Raw genomic sequence first — 14,661 nt, forward strand, 5'->3', positions numbered from 1 at the left:
CCCCGTAACATACCCTTAGCTCATCGGATGCTGAAGGTGGTTCTCGGCTTGCGCCCCTCGGCCTTCGTCATGGGTTCGGGCTCCAGGATGAAGACCCTCGCCGCCTCCACCCTGCCTTTTCCCAGTATGTATTCCTTGGCGGCCATAGCCCTTTCGTGGGCAAGAATGCGCAACTGGCCGTCGGTCACCCTGACGTGGGTGCGCAAAAGCGCCTCCATTTCCTGGGGGGGCACAGGCCGGGGCTTTCCCTCCTTGTCGACCGGTTTCGGAAATTCCGATGCTGCGAATGCCTGGGCTATGAGGGCCGGGTATTGATCCGCAGGAATCGTAACGTCTTCAAGGGTCTTTTCTTCCGCGTCCGGCTTTTTGAGCATCTGCCTTTTGAGCAGGTTTTCAAACCCGATTGCCCGAAGGGCTTCCGCATCGGCCGCCGGGTCCGCGTCGCCCCGGATGTCAAGGGTAAGGCCCGGCCTCTCGAAAAGGGCCTTTTCCAGGGAGTCCAGTTTCTGTCCGGTCTCCTTGCCTATTTCGCTTTTTCCCGCCGCAAAATCCGCGAACTGGAGGTCCTCCCCCCCGCCGAACACCGAGCCCAGGAGGGCGAAGGGCGAGGAGACGATCTTGACGATCAGGTTTTTGATTATCTTGAAAACTATTCCCACCACCGAGAATTCCGGGTCGTTCATGTCGCCCGTAACGGCAAGGTCGAGGTCGATGACCCCGTTCCGGTCCTTCAAAAGGGCTATGGCGAGCCCCACGGGCAGGCTGGTGGCGTCGGGGCTTTCAACCTTGCCGCCCAGGGTGAACTGGTCGAGAACTATCTTGTTCGCGCCTGTCAGCTTGTTGTCCCGTACCTTGTAGATAAGCGTAAGAGCCAGCTTGCCCTTTTCGATGAGCCTTCCTATGAACCGTCCCGAATAGGGGGAGAAGGCCGGAAGCTCCATGTCCGAAACCTTCACCTCGATATCGGCGAAAATCTTGGGAATCAGAGGGGAGATCTCCCCTTTTACCGTAACCGGGGCCTGGCTGCCGAACCGGCCCGTGAGGTTCACTCCGGCCCTGGAGTTTTCATCGGTCGAAAGCCCGGATATGAGGCCAGTCATGTCCGTGTAATTGGCGCTGTAGTTGGGTTTGATGAGGTTGTCCGTAAAGTTGAAACGCCCCCTGGAAAGGGTGAACTCCCTTATGCGTACGTCCGGGGGCGGCGATTTCCTGCCGACCGAAGGGCTGGCCGCCGGGGCAGGGGCCGCCTTGCTTTTTCCGGGGGGGAGAAGGCTTTTGAGATTGACCGAGCCGTCCGGGTGGATGACCACGCGGGAATAGAAACTGTCCAGGCCCATCCTGTCCACCGAAACGGCCAGGGGGGTGTTTCCGGCCTTGATCCGCAGAAGTCTGAGGGAGGCGAAATTGAAAAAATCCTCCCTCGTCTTTTTGTCGGAGGATGCGAAATCCAGTATGGCGGCGTCCCCCGAAAAATTCACCCTGGGCGGGCGGCCCGCCCTGGCGGCGGAAAGGGTCAGCCTGCCCTTGGTCTCAACGCGCCCCTTTGTGACCATGATCCCGGTAAGGTCCTGCCAGTAGGGAGCGGCGGTCCTTATGTCCAGGCCCCTTGCCAGAAGGCTCAGGTTCGCCGAAAGAGGTTCCGCCCCCACCTCGCCCCTGGCCTGCAAGTAGCCTTTTTGCTGAACCCTGGCGGAAAAGTCCATTTCAGCCGTATCCCCCTTGCGGGTGGAGAGGCCGGACGCCGAAAATTCAAGGTCGGACAAACGCACCTTGACGGGTGTCCTGGGGGATTTATCCGTAAAATCCACATGATAACCCGACAGGCGCACCTTGTCCGCGTCCACGGCCCAGGGGGCTGCGGCGGAGCGCGAAGATGCCTGTTTTTTGAGGCCGGACCGGGCCGGGGTGGACGGCGCGACCAGGGAAAGCAGGCTGACCTTGCCGTCTTTTTCCATCACCATGCGGACAGCCCCTCCGCTTGAAGCAATCTCACGCACCCTTGCCTTCTGCGCGGCCAGGTCCGCCTCGGCAACCTTCACGGTGAGGCTGGGAACCATAACCACTGCCTCGCGCCCGCCCTTCTCCCTTATGGCGAAGCCGTTCAAGAGAACTGCCAGGTTGTTCAGGATCACCCTGGGCATTTTACCGGGCTCCGGGTTTTCCAGGTCGGCCACGAAGTCGGTGCTTACGGAAAGCGAGCCTTCAGGGGGCTCGGCCCGGAGCATTTTCGCGTAATACGGGAAATAGCTTTTGAGGCTTATGTCTGAAACCGAAACCCTGCCCGAAGCGCCAAGAGGGGAAAGGCCGAACCTGCCTGATGCCTTTATTGCCTCCCGGTTGGATGTTTCCACGGAAAGGGAGAAATCGGCGGCTTTCTCCGGCTGGCTGGAAAGATTGGCCACCGTAAGGTTTATGGGCGAAAGCGTTGAGGAAAACGGCGAAGAATTGGACCGGTCGGTGAAAAACACCTGCCCGGCTTCCATCACCATGTTGTCCACCATAAATTCCGCAGGGGCGGCCTGACCGGCCAATGCCGGGGCCTTCCCGTTTTCCGGGGTGGCGGTTTCGCCGTTCGTCGGCTGCTCCTTTACGGAGGCCAGGATTTTTTCCAGGTTGGTCTTTCCCCGTTCATCTCGCCTGACGTGGATCACGGGCTTTGAAACCTGAACGGACGCCACGTGAATGTCGCGGGCCGAGAGGCGGGAGGTGGCTATATCCGTCACGATCCGGCTGACGGAGGCCAGGGGCAGGTCCGCGCCTTCAAGGACCGCCAGGTCTGAAAGCGTCACCCGGCCCTTTAGGATAAAGTCCCCGCCCTTTGCGTCCGCGCGATAGTCTATTTCGGTTTTAAGGTCCAGTCTGGCGGAGGAAACGGTCAAGCCCTGCGGCAGAGGGGCATAGGCCATGTAACGGGGCAGGTCGAGGCCGGAAACGCTGATCTGGAGGGTGGCGCCCCGGTCCTTCGCAAAGGGGCGGCTTAAGGCCTTTACTGCAATCTTTGCGCCGTCGGCCAGAAAAGCCAAGTCGAACAGGACGTTCTTTTCCCTGTACCGGACTAAGGTCGAAAACTCCGAAACCGAGAAAGAGGCGTCCTTCAGCTTGTGGCTGACCTTCTTGATATGGTCGTCCAGCACAAAGGACGCGTTTGTCACGTCAAAAAGGCCGAGGTAAATGGGAAAGGGGTCCTTGGGCTCCTTGGGGGCCTTGTCCTTCGGGCGGTATCTTTCGAGGATGTCGGAAAAGTTGAACGACCCGTCCGGCTTTCTCACGATCCGGATGTAAGGCTCCCTGAGGGCTGACTCCTCGATGTGGAGGGAGAGGGAGGTCAGGGAAAGGATCGAGAGATTGGCGTGAATCTCGGACGCTCTTACAAAGTCCTCTCCGTCGGGGTCTTTGACGGAAAGCCCCCTGACGGTGGCCGAAAGGGTCCAGGGGTTGAGTAGAAGCTCTCCTACCCGCACCTTTCGGGCAAGCGCCCCGGAGCCCTTTTCCTCAATCATCGGGCGAATTATCCAGGGCAGCACCAGAAAGCCCGCCAGTGTGTAAACCAGGGCCAGGGCTGCAAGCGCGATGGCCGCCTTTGCAAGATGGCGCAGGCCTCGTTTTCTCTCTTCCAGGTTCATGGCCTTGTCCTTTTCCGCTCTGGCAAAAAAAGAGTGGCAGCGGAACGAATCCTTTTTACGCCGCCCGTGAAAAAGCCCGAAAGCCCTGATTCTCCATGGCCCGGACGTCAGTCCGGGTTCGCCTTGCTGTCGTATTCATATAACTTTCCACCCGAACCTTTGCAAGCGATTATGGGTTTTTGCCCTGCCGGACGGCGGGTGTGAAAATTGTTTCAACATCCGCCGGAAAAATTTTTTACGGCCGCATTTTCAAAAGTGGAATCGGGCTGCCTTTATGGTATTATCCTGTAAGGTCGATTCCGGCTTTTCAGCTCCGAACCCCGCTCCTTTGAAGCGAAGGCAGGAAGCACCGGGCCACAGCCACTATTCACCGGATTTTGTCACCTGACCAAAAGGAGCGGAGCATGGACCGCGAAGCAAGAATCAAGGGATGGACCGTCACCCTGGCGGGAACCGGAATCAACCTCGCCCTGGGCATTTTGTACACCTGGTCCATATTCAAGGTGGCCATCGAGGCTTCCATAACAAAGGGAGGGCCGGACGCCTTCGCCTGGGACAAGGCTTCCCTCAACGACCCCTACGCTCTCTGCTGCCTTGTTTTCTCCTTTGCCATGATATTTGCCGGAAGGCTCCAGGACAGGGTGGGGCCGCGCATAACGGCCTTCGTCGGCGGAATCCTGGTTGGCGCGGGCTTTATCTGGATTTCCCAGACCCACGCCTACGTCTCGTGGGTCCTTGGCTTCGGCGTCCTTGTGGGAGCGGGCCTGGGCTTCGGCTACGGAAGCGCCACGCCGCCCGCGCTCAAGTGGTTTCCACCCGCCAAAACGGGCCTTATCGCGGGCATCGTGGTATCCGGTTTCGGCTTGGCTTCTGTTTACATAGCGCCGCTTGCCGAATACCTCGTGGGTAACTGGGGGCTCCAAAAGACCATGCTCTTTTTCGGAGTGGCCTTCTGCATTGTGGTGTGCGGGCTTTCAATGCTTCTTAAAAATCCTCCTCCTGGCTACTCCCCCACGGGCCAGCCGCCCCCCGCCCCAAAGAAAAAGGGCGGCAAGGGAAAGGTCAAGGGACAGCCCGCCGCAAAATCGGCACAGGCGGCCCAGCTCAACACAGGGCCTATGGGCATTCTCAAAACCGGCAGGTTCTGGATGCTGTGGCTGCTCTTTTTCATAGGCGCGGGAGCTGGCCTCATGGTCATATCCTCTGTCGGGGGCATGGCGAAAAAGAGCCTTGGGGAGGCCTCCTTCATCGCCGTGGCCATGCTGGCCATAGGAAACGCCGGGGGAAGGATTCTGGCCGGGTTTCTGTCGGACAAGATCGGCAGGATAAGAACCCTCACCATAATGCTCTCGTTCCAGGCCGTTCTCATGTTTCTGGCCATAGGGCTCGTCAAGGGAGGAAACCCGTTCGCCCTGGTCGCCCTGGCCACCCTCATCGGCTTCAACTACGGAACCAACCTTTCGCTCTTTCCGTCCATCACCAAGGACCTGTGGGGGCTTTCCAATTTCGGCATAAACTACGGATTCGTCTTTTCGGCCTGGGGAGTGGGCGGACTCGTTTTCAGCCGCCTTTCGGAGATGCTGAAGGCCGCTTCGGGAAATTTCGACTCCTCGTTCATGACAGCAGGGCTCATGCTGGTGATAGGTGCGCTTTTAACGATTCTTCTGGGGGAAAAAGCAAAGGCGTGAATAAAGCCTGAGGAACCAGCCTGAACCGGAAGACTCGCGGCCCGGTTCAGGCTGGTTCCATGTTTTTATTTTTCGATCCGGGTTCCCGATATCCACATTCGGCCCTTCATACTTTTCGATGTCCCGCCTTCTTCGATTCTCTTGACATAACCTTCGGTTGCGGGTAGTGGTTAAACCGTTCCATCTTTTATACATTTCCGAACTATACTCCAATTTGGCTGATTTTGCGGCTTGGACGGGAAGGGCTTGTTTTTCGGGCCTTTTGACCGACAGCGCCGCCTTGTTCGAGCCTCATCAAAAGCCCAAGGAGGCAGGGCCATGACAAGCCCCAACCATGAATTCGTGAAGGCCAATCTCAATCTTTACGCGGTTTTGCAGAATCTTGAGGATTTGGTTGAAAAGGATTCCGATTCAGCCACGTTCACGAAAAACTGGAAAGAAACCATACAGTTCTCCGTAATGGGCGGCCCGGAAGCCTACGTGAGTTTCAATAACGGCGTCTGCAAGGCAGGGCGGGGCAGGGCGGGGAAGGCCACAATCAAGCTCTATTTCCTGTCTCCGGCCCATCTCAACAAGATGTTCGACAACAAGGGCGCACCCATTCCGCTAAAAGGCTTCACGAAACTCCCCTTTCTGGCCACCAAGTTTTCCAAGCTCACCAAGCGCCTCGAATATTTCCTGAAGCCCACCGACGTTCTCCTGGCCGACCCTAATTACAGGGCGCTGAATACGCTTTTCACGCTGAACACGGCTGTTTTCGCGGCGGCGGAGCTTTCCAGCCACGAGGATTTTTCCAAGGCCTCTGTGGCCGGGCTCAAAAAGGGCGAGGTTCTAATGAAGGTGCTGCCCGAAGGACCGTGCGCCCACATAAGTTTCGACAACGGGGCCATATCGGCCCAAAAGGGCGACTCAAAAGAGGCCACCGCCTTCATGTACATGAGAAACGTGGACGTGGCCAACGCCTTCCTGAATCAAAAGACCGACGCCTTTTCCGCCATAGCGAAAGGCGACGTGGCCATCTGGGGCCAGATGCCCTTTCTGGATGCGCTGTCCAGAGTTCTTGACCGTATTCCTCTTTATTTGACATAGGAGGATGAAATTTTGAAGACCTATTCATATGAACAGTCCCAGGCCCTTTTCGACCGGGCCGCAAAGGTGATTCCGTGCGGCATATACGGGCACATGAGCCCGGCCCCGCTGATACCGCCGTCCGATTACCCCTTTTACGCCCAAAGCGGTGCGGGGTCGCGTTTCACCGACGTGGACGGCAACGAGTTCATCGACTACATGTGCGCCTACGGCCCCATGGTTCTGGGATACAATCATCCCAAGGTGGAGGATGCCGCCAAAAAACAGCGCAAGCTGGGAAACTGCATAACGGCCCCCGGCCCTGTTATGGTGGAGCTTGCCGAAAAGCTCACCGATCTGGTTACAGGGGCTGACTGGGCCTTTTTCGCCAAGAACGGCGGCGACACCACCACCTACGCCGTCATGATCGCGCGGGCCGCAACGGGCCGTAAGAAGGTGGTGGCCATCAAGGGCGGCTACCACGGGGTGGCCCCCTGGACCCAGGGTTACGGGCATCATGGCGTCATCCATGAGGACGCCGACAATATCCTGCGGATTCCCTGGAACGACGTGGCCGCATTCGAGAAGGTGATCGCCGAGAACCCCGATAACGTGGCCGCCTTCATGGCCACGCCCTATCACCATCCCACATTTGCCGACAACGAAATGCCCGCCGACGGATACTGGGCCAGGATCGAGGCCCTGTGCCGGAAAAAGGGCATAGTCCTCATCGTGGACGACATCCGCTGCGGCTTCCGCCTGGATGTTCACGGCAGCCACGCCTACTTCGGTTTCAAGCCTGATTTGGTCTGCTTCTGCAAGGCCATAGGAAACGGCTACCCCATATCCGCCCTCGTGGGAACCGAGGCCCTCAAAAACGACGCAGCCAGGGTGTTCTACACCGGCTCCTACTGGTTCTCCGCAGTGCCCATGGCGGCGGCCCTTGCCTGCATCACAGAGCTTGAGCGCATCAACGGCCCGAAAATCATGCTGGAATGGGGGCAGAAACTTCTTGACGGCATGGTGGAGATAGCAAAGAGCCACGGATACGACCTCAGGGTCTCAGGCGCGCCGTCCATGCCATATCTGCGACTGACCGACGACCCGTCGCTGGTTCTCATGCAGAAATGGTGCGGCGAGTGCACCCGGCGCGGGGCCTATTTCACAAGCCACCACAACTGGTTCGTTTCCACAGCCCATAATGATGACGACATGCAGAAAACCTTCGACATAGTTGACGACGCTTTCCGGGCCGTCAAGCAGGGAGGGATTTGACGTGATAAGCCAGGAGGAGATTTCAAAACTCGAAGCCGTGGCCTGGTCCTTGCGCAAGGACATCATAGACGTCACGGGCTGGGCCGGAGGCGCTCACATCGGCGGCGGGCTCTCGGTTCTGGACATTCTGGTCCACCTTTTTTTCAAGGCGGCCAACGTGGACCCGAAAAGGCCCGACTGGGAGGACCGCGACCGCATAGTGCTTTCCAAGGGCCACGCGGGGGTCGCCTACGCCCCGGTGCTGGCGCGCAAGGGCTATTTCGACTTTGATCTTCTGAAGGATTTCAACAAGTTCAAGTCACCCTTCGGAATGCACCTGGACGGTTGCAAAGTAAAGGGCGTGGACGTCTCCACAGGCTCCCTGGGCCACGGCCTGCCCATAGCCTTGGGGCTTGCCCTGGGGGCACGCCTCCAGAAAAAATCCTGGCGCACCTTCTGTATTTTGGGCGACGGCGAGTGCAACGAGGGCTCGGTGTGGGAGGCCGCAATGGCGGCGGCTCACTTCAAGGTGACCAACCTCGTCACCTTTGTCGACCGCAACCGGCTGATGATAGACGGCCCCACCGAAGACGTCATGGGCCTTGAGCCTTTCGCCGACAAGTGGCGGGCCTTCGGATTTCTCGTAAACGAAATCGACGGCCACAGCTTTTCCGAGATTGACTCTGCCGTTCAATTCGCCCTTTCCGAAAAAAGCGGCCCCGTTGTCATCATCGCCAACACGGTGAAGGGCAAGGGCGTGGATTTCATGGAAAACCAGGTGAAGTGGCATTACGGCGGACTTGATTCGGAATTGGTGACCAAAGCCAAGGCGTCCGTTGACCGTTATTACGGGAAAGCCTGATAAGGGGGAATTGTAAAATGGCTACAGGTTTGACCTGGACGGTCTACGACGCTGACTCCATGACCCAGGCCGAGATTTACGGCAAGGTCTTGTGCGACTTGGGGGCCATGAACCCCAAAATTGTGGGGCTTTCGGCTGACTTGGCCAAGTCCACCAAAATCGGCAGTTTCGGCGACAAGTTCCCGGATCGCTTCTTCAACGTGGGCATCGCCGAGCAGAACCTCTTCGGCGTCGCGGCGGGGCTGGCCAAGTCCGGCCTTCTGCCCTTCGTCTCCACCATGGCTGCCTTCGCGTCCATGAGGGCGGCGGAGCAGGTGCGCACCGACATCTGCTACCAGCATCTCGACTGCAAGATCATCGCCACCCACGCCGGGGCATCCTTCGGGCAGGCTGGCAGCACCCACCATTGCACCGAAGACCTCGCCATCATGCGCTCCTTCGCGGGCATGACCGTCATCGTGCCTGCGGACGGTATCGAAACGGCGCTTGCGGTGAGGGCCTGCGTGGACTGGCCAGGCCCTGTGTACATCAGAATCGGACGCGGTTTCGAGCCTCGTTTTTACGATAATGAGGACTATGGCTTCAAAATCGGAAAGGCAGTCACCGTATCCGAGGGAACCGACGTCACCCTCATAGCCACGGGCGTTACGGTGCTGCCCTGCGCCGAGGCCGCAAAAATCCTCAAGGAACAGGACGGCCTTTCTGTGCGCGTCTTAAACATGCACACCATAAAGCCCATGGACGCCGAAGCCGTCATGAACGCGGTGAAGGAAACCCGCCGCATAATCACCTTCGAGGAACACAACGTGTACGGCGGACTGGGAACCTCCGTGGCAGAGGTCATAGCCCGGTCCGGCAAGGGCTGTGCCTTCGCGTCCGTCGGAATTCCCGACTGCTTCTGCGAGGTTGGCTACCCCGAAGACCTCTACACCCACTATGGCCTCGATACCGATGGCGTTGTGACCAAAGTGAGGGAGGTCATGAAGATAGAATTTGAAGAGGATGAGGACTGGGAAGACGAAGTCTAGCCAGGCGGCCTGAGAACGCGATCTGCTTTGTTGCGCTTCGCCTCCCGGCTTCGGTCACGTACGAAAAGAGTACGCTCCCTCGCCGCTCGCTCGCGCGCCTTGCAGCTCATCGTTCTCAAACCGCCTGGACGAGGTGACAACATGGCGTGGGGCGGGCACCCCCGTGCATTTCATCGCTTGTGATAGACATTGATAGCGAAGCAATCTTGACGCTCAATGCAGGGGGGGCCTGGGGAAATTATTTCCCCGGAAAGCCTGCTGCATTTTTTCTGATAAAGAAACCGTGAGGTAAGCTGATGGCCACGGAACGAGAAATGATGGCGGCCCGGATTTTTTTGAGGGCCGTATTGCCCGTCATAAAGGTGCTTCTGGAAGACGACCCCAGGATGGCCCGGCGATTCAGGAAGGTCAAGGCCCGGGTGCAGTTCAAGGCCAAGGACCCGGCGGGCGACGTGGGGGCGAGCCTGATATTCGATAACGGAGCCTTTTCGGTGGAGCAGGGCATAAGGCCCGGCGCCGACATCGAGTTTTCCTTCAGAAGCGTGGCCCGCATGAACGCCATGTTCGCCGGAAAGCCCGCCGTGCCCTTTATAAAAGGGCTCCACAAGGTGGGGCTTTTGATCAAGGTGTTTTCCGTACTCATGGGGCTCATGGTTCTCATGCCCAACGCCAAACCCAAGGACCCGAAAAAAAGGCGCTTGAAGGTCAAGATGACCTTTTACATGATAACCACGGCGCTCTCCCAGTACAACAAGGGCGGCGACCCGGAAATGGCGGCCTGGACCAAAAAGCAACCCGAACGCATCTACCAGATATCGGTGGATGAGGGCATCGCGGCCTATCTGCGGGTGAAGGCGGGCAGGAGCAAGGCTGGCAGGGGGCTGTTCACCCGTCGTCGACCTTTCGTTCACATGAAGTTCAACGGCGTCGAAGGGGCCATGCCCATAGTTCTGAACGAGGTGGACATGGTTACGGCGGTGAAAAACGGATACCTGGTGGTTGAAGGCTCGCCCGAATACGGCGGCAACGTGGGCGACTTCATGGTGAAAATCCAGAATCTGATAACCTGATCCGGGTTTAGCAGTCTGTTGAAAAAGGCTGAATATGAAGCCTGGATACCAGACTTAATATTGGCGATGAAGCGCGGGCACAGCAATTCGCGTTTTTAGACAGGCGCTCAGTCCTCCTGGTCCTCTTTGAGATCCGTGGTTTCCACGGTGCGGTATAAGACGGCCTGGGCCATCTGCCTGTAAAGTTCGATGAGATTCAGATAGATGAGGGCCGTTTCCTTGTGATCAGGCCCGAAGATTTTGCGGCGGAGCGCCAGGGCCTCCCGGAAACATTCCTCGGCCAGTTCGTGCTCCTTTTCCACAAGAAGCACCATGCCCATGTTGCAGTAGCTGGTGGCGGTTTCCGGGTCGTTTCTTGAAAGTTTGGACTCCGCCAGCTCAAGAAGCTCCTGGGCCGCCTCGCGGGCGTCGGATATGCGGCCTTCCTTCATGGCCGCAACCAGGGCCTCGTTTTTTTCCCGCCACAGGGCCTTTACATCGGCCTTTTTCTTAATTCCCAGCTTTTTGCCCAGGGATTTAATCACGCGCCAAGGCTCCTTGATCGCAGTTACAGGTTGTGAAGCCTATTTTTTCCCGCCGGGAGCAGCCTTGCCGGCCTTGGCCTTTATGGCCTTGGCGATGCGTTCGTACTGCGCCCTGTAGGATTTGGCCATCTCAAGGTGAAGCTCGGCAAGGTTCAGCCACACCGCCGCCGTTTCCGGGTCGTCTTTCCCCAGCACCTTTATTCTTATGGCAAGGGCCTTCACCAGGGCCGCGTGGGCGTTTTCAACCTGCTGGTTATACATGTAGGCCACGCCCAGATTGTTCAGCGTGGTGGATGCCTCGTAGCTTTCCTGCATTTTCCGCTTGGCGAGTTCGGCGAGAAGTTTTTCTGATGCATCCACGGCCTTGGAAAATTTCTTCTGGGTGATGAGGGTGAGAATCGCCTGGCTCTTTTCGGACCAAACCGCATCGACCTTGCGCTGGGCCGGGGCTTCCGCGTAAAGGTTCTGGCAGAAAAGAAGGAAGAAGGTTAACGATATCGCAAGAATTCTGGCCACGGGCCTTCCTTTCGGATCAGGGGGAAAAGGCGGAGTCCGCCCTTGGGCTGCTGCCTCATGAGCGGAACCTGTCACGGGGTTTCGGATGTTGGAGGATGCTCGATTTTCACCGGGCTTGCCTTCCATGCGTCAAGATAGCGACGGCGTTCCCTGCCCGCGATCCTGAACACGATGCCACCGGCAATGAGAAGCAGCCCGAAGAAGGCCGCCACTGCCGAAAGGAAAAACCTGTTGCCGGGGCTCATCAGGAAGGTCTTGCCATAACTGTTGTAATCATGGTAGGTTGCAAGACAAATCATTAAAATGCCCGAAGCGCCCAGTAAAAACGAAAAAAATCCGCCCTGCCTCCATTTCGTGTAGTCGGCCACAAGGGGGTCGTTTTCAGGTGTGGGCTCATCAGGGTTGGCCTTCGGTTTTTTTTGGGGGACGGATTCGCTTGCGGAAACCAGAAGATAGCCCTCGCCCCGGTCTTCCACCAGAAGTTCGGCCCCGCAGGAGGGGCAGAGCATGAAGCCGTCGTCCGGGGAGGATTCAAAGCCCGCGCTGCATGATGGGCAGGTGATTTCCAAGTCTTGTCCTCGCGTAATTAAAGCGTTGCCGATGGCTTTGGCTGTGGGGCCCAAGCATCCGGCATTAGCACAAAGATGGGCCGTGCGTCAACAAGCCTTAAGCAGGTCGGGCGAACCCGGCGCAAAGGACGTGGAAAAATCCTGGTCTTTTTTCTTGACACCCTAAGGCCACTTTGTGTAATGTCCGCATACTTAACAAAAGTGATGTTCATGCAGTGACTTGTTCCGTGGGTGCTGAAGGCTATTTTTCGGGGATGGTCCAGAAAAAGGCCGATTGTGGAGACGGAGCGGTTTTTGGACAAAAGCCGCAAGGGTTGTGACAAGCATCACATTATGGACATGGCCGTCTTCACTGACACATCCCACACTATTGCCTTAAAAATCGCCAACCGGAAAAGCTACGCGAAGGATTGCCTTTCAAAATCCTTCGATAACGTGGATATTTTCGTGGCGGACTTATCTTTTTTCGGCCCCAGCGCCCGGGAACCCATGCCGGATTCAATCCTTCCAATTAAAAATGCGCCACAGCAATCCATTCAAATGGATGCGGCGCAGCCTAGTTTCCTTCCTTACAGGGACGCTGGAAGCAGCGCCTCTCTTCATTTTTCCGCAGGGCCGGTCGGGTTGGGGGCAATTGGGAGCCGAAAGAGCAAATATCGAGGGAGATCGAAATGGAACACGGAATTCATGATTCCCGTACCGGTAAAACCAATATGAGTAAGGAGGCCGAGGTGAGGAAAAGAGCTTTCACGGCAATGGTCATGGGAATGGCGCTGGTTCTGGCGACCCTGGCCCCAGCGGCATGGGCCGGGCAGGATCTGCCCGCCGGGTTGAACCCCGGAGCTATCGAAAAATCCCTGCAACCCCGTGTAGGTCAAACCCCTTCTGCAGCCCCTGAAATCCGGATCGGACAGGATTCCACGGGCAAGCTCCAGGGCGGCGACGGAGTGGAGTTCAAGCTCACAGAGATCACCTTCGACGGCAACCAGGTCTTCACCGACCAGGAACTGACCCAGGCCGTGGCCCCCTTCATAGGACTGGTGATAGGCGTCAACGACCTGGCCAAGGTGGTTGACACTGTCACCAACTACTACGTGTCCAGGGGCTACATCTTAAGCCGGGCCTATCTTCCCCAGCAGAGCATCAAGGACGGCAAGGTCATCATAGCCATGGTGGAAGGCCGCCTGGGAGCCATCTACGTGAAGGGCAACCAGCGCTACAAGGCCGACCTCATCAGACGGGTCATGGACCTTATCCGCAAGGAAAACGCAGTGACCACGGAGAGTCTTGAAAGAAGCCTGCTTCTTTTGAACGACTATCCGGGGCTTTCCGTCAAATCCACCCTGGTTCGCGGCCAGGAACCCGGCACCACCGACATAGTGGTGGACGTAACCGAGGCCAAATGGTGGCAGGCGGGTTTTGACTACAACAATTTCGGCAGCGAGTATGTCTCGCCCCACCGGCTCGGATTCAGCCTCACCTTTCTGAATCCCTTCGGATACGGCGACCGCATGAGCTTCCGTTACATGACAGGCACCAACGGCGGAGCCGAGGAAGGCCCCCTGTGGTATCTGCGGGCCGACTACGACTTCCCGGTCAACCGCTACGGCACACGGGTGGGCGTGGCCCTTTCCAGGCTCAATTACGATCTGGGCCAGGAGCTTGAGATTCTCGACATCGAGGGCAGAAGCGACCTCATGTCCGTCTGGGCCTCGCATCCCATATGGCGCACCAGGAACCTTTCCCTGTGGGCGGACGCCGGTTTCGATTTCAAGCGCATTCAGAACAAGATGTTTGATGAGCTGATGTACGAGGAAGACCTTCACAATCTCCGCTTCGGATCACACATGGAGTGGATTGACGGCCATTCGGGCCAGAACCTCGTGACAGTAAACGTCACCAAGGGCCTTTCCGACGACGTGATAGGCTCCAGGCTCTACGCGGACGGCAATTTCCTCAAGGGCGAGGCGAGCTATCGCCGCGTTCAGGCTCTCCCTTACAACCTCACGGGTCTTTTTTCCATTTTCGGCCAGTATTCGGGCGCGCGTCTTCCCACCGCCGAGGAGTTCTCGGCAGGCGGGGCGGGCACTGTCCGGGGCTGGGCAATGGGCGATTATTCCGGCGACCATGGTATCGTAAGCACCGTGGAAGTGCGCTATCCCCTTCTCAAGACGCAGCTCGACTGGCAGGCTCCTTCCGGTTCCAGGGGAACCTGGGGACTGGATGCCGCTCTCTTTTCGGATTACGGCAGGGTTTGGGTGAAAGACCCCCTCGCCGCCGAGCAGTCGGATGCAATGCTGTGGGGCTGGGGGCTGGGCCTTCGGGCCGCCTGGGCACCATACGGAATGGCCAAGATCGACTACGCCAGGCCGCTCAAGGGTGACAAGCCCTTGGACGAGGGCCTGGACGAACGCGGCGCTTGGTATCTTCAGCTTTCCCTCACATACTAAGAGTAAACT

At 57.8% G+C, this 14,661-nt stretch carries 12 protein-coding genes; 8 read left to right on the forward strand and 4 right to left on the reverse strand.

Features of this window, described 5'->3' with window-relative positions; translation table 11 throughout:
* Nucleotides 1-20: 20 nt before the first annotated feature.
* Nucleotides 21-3,623 carry a DUF748 domain-containing protein gene (locus HZB23_03290; GenBank protein MBI5843679.1) on the reverse strand — a complete coding sequence of 1,201 codons (3,603 nt, stop codon included), beginning with the start codon at nt 3,621-3,623 and terminating at the stop codon, nt 21-23.
* A 404-nt stretch (nt 3,624-4,027) separates the two neighbouring features.
* Here HZB23_03290 and HZB23_03295 point away from each other — a divergent pair, with 404 nt between their 5' ends.
* The 6 genes from HZB23_03295 (at nt 4,028) to HZB23_03320 (ending at nt 10,593) form a co-directional block, all read left to right on the forward strand.
* Nucleotides 4,028-5,311, forward strand: a complete 1,284-nt coding sequence (locus HZB23_03295) for an OFA family MFS transporter (protein ID MBI5843680.1) — start codon at nt 4,028-4,030, stop codon at nt 5,309-5,311.
* A gap of 318 nt (nt 5,312-5,629) precedes the next feature.
* On the forward strand, nt 5,630-6,400 hold the full coding sequence (locus HZB23_03300; protein MBI5843681.1) for a hypothetical protein: 771 nt from the start codon (nt 5,630-5,632) through the stop codon (nt 6,398-6,400).
* A 9-nt stretch (nt 6,401-6,409) separates the two neighbouring features.
* Nucleotides 6,410-7,654, forward strand: a complete 1,245-nt coding sequence (locus tag HZB23_03305) for an aminotransferase class III-fold pyridoxal phosphate-dependent enzyme (protein MBI5843682.1) — start codon at nt 6,410-6,412, stop codon at nt 7,652-7,654.
* A 1-nt stretch (nt 7,655) separates the two neighbouring features.
* Nucleotides 7,656-8,495, forward strand: coding sequence for a transketolase (locus HZB23_03310; protein MBI5843683.1), 840 nt, complete (start codon nt 7,656-7,658; stop codon nt 8,493-8,495).
* Between the two features lie 17 nt (nt 8,496-8,512).
* Entirely contained in the window at nt 8,513-9,523 is a 1,011-nt protein-coding gene (locus tag HZB23_03315; GenBank protein ID MBI5843684.1) for a transketolase family protein, read from the forward strand.
* A 296-nt stretch (nt 9,524-9,819) separates the two neighbouring features.
* Nucleotides 9,820-10,593 (forward strand): hypothetical protein, encoded by a 774-nt coding sequence (locus HZB23_03320; protein ID MBI5843685.1) that lies wholly within the window; start codon nt 9,820-9,822, stop codon nt 10,591-10,593.
* A gap of 107 nt (nt 10,594-10,700) precedes the next feature.
* Here HZB23_03320 and HZB23_03325 read toward each other — a convergent pair whose 3' ends face one another.
* The 3 genes from HZB23_03325 to HZB23_03335 form a co-directional block, all read right to left on the reverse strand.
* Nucleotides 10,701-11,117, reverse strand: coding sequence for a tetratricopeptide repeat protein (locus HZB23_03325; GenBank protein MBI5843686.1), 417 nt, complete (start codon nt 11,115-11,117; stop codon nt 10,701-10,703).
* A 39-nt stretch (nt 11,118-11,156) separates the two neighbouring features.
* Complete coding sequence (locus HZB23_03330) at nt 11,157-11,633, reverse strand: tetratricopeptide repeat protein (protein ID MBI5843687.1); 477 nt, start codon at nt 11,631-11,633, stop codon at nt 11,157-11,159.
* Nucleotides 11,634-11,704: 71 nt separating this feature from the next.
* Complete coding sequence (locus HZB23_03335) at nt 11,705-12,202, reverse strand: hypothetical protein (protein MBI5843688.1); 498 nt, start codon at nt 12,200-12,202, stop codon at nt 11,705-11,707.
* 294 nt (nt 12,203-12,496) lie between these two features.
* Between HZB23_03335 and HZB23_03340 the strand changes: the two genes are divergently transcribed.
* Together HZB23_03340 and HZB23_03345 are read left to right on the forward strand one after the other, a co-directional pair.
* Nucleotides 12,497-12,919 carry a hypothetical protein gene (locus tag HZB23_03340; protein ID MBI5843689.1) on the forward strand — a complete coding sequence of 141 codons (423 nt, stop codon included), beginning with the start codon at nt 12,497-12,499 and terminating at the stop codon, nt 12,917-12,919.
* Between the two features lie 14 nt (nt 12,920-12,933).
* A complete protein-coding gene (locus HZB23_03345; GenBank protein ID MBI5843690.1) occupies nt 12,934-14,652 on the forward strand; it encodes a ShlB/FhaC/HecB family hemolysin secretion/activation protein in 1,719 nt (572 codons plus the stop codon).
* Nucleotides 14,653-14,661: the final 9 nt, after the last annotated feature.

The sequence above is a fragment of the Deltaproteobacteria bacterium genome, assembly GCA_016235345.1.
Taxonomy (GTDB): domain Bacteria; phylum Desulfobacterota; class Desulfobacteria; order Desulfobacterales; family Desulfatibacillaceae; genus JACRLG01.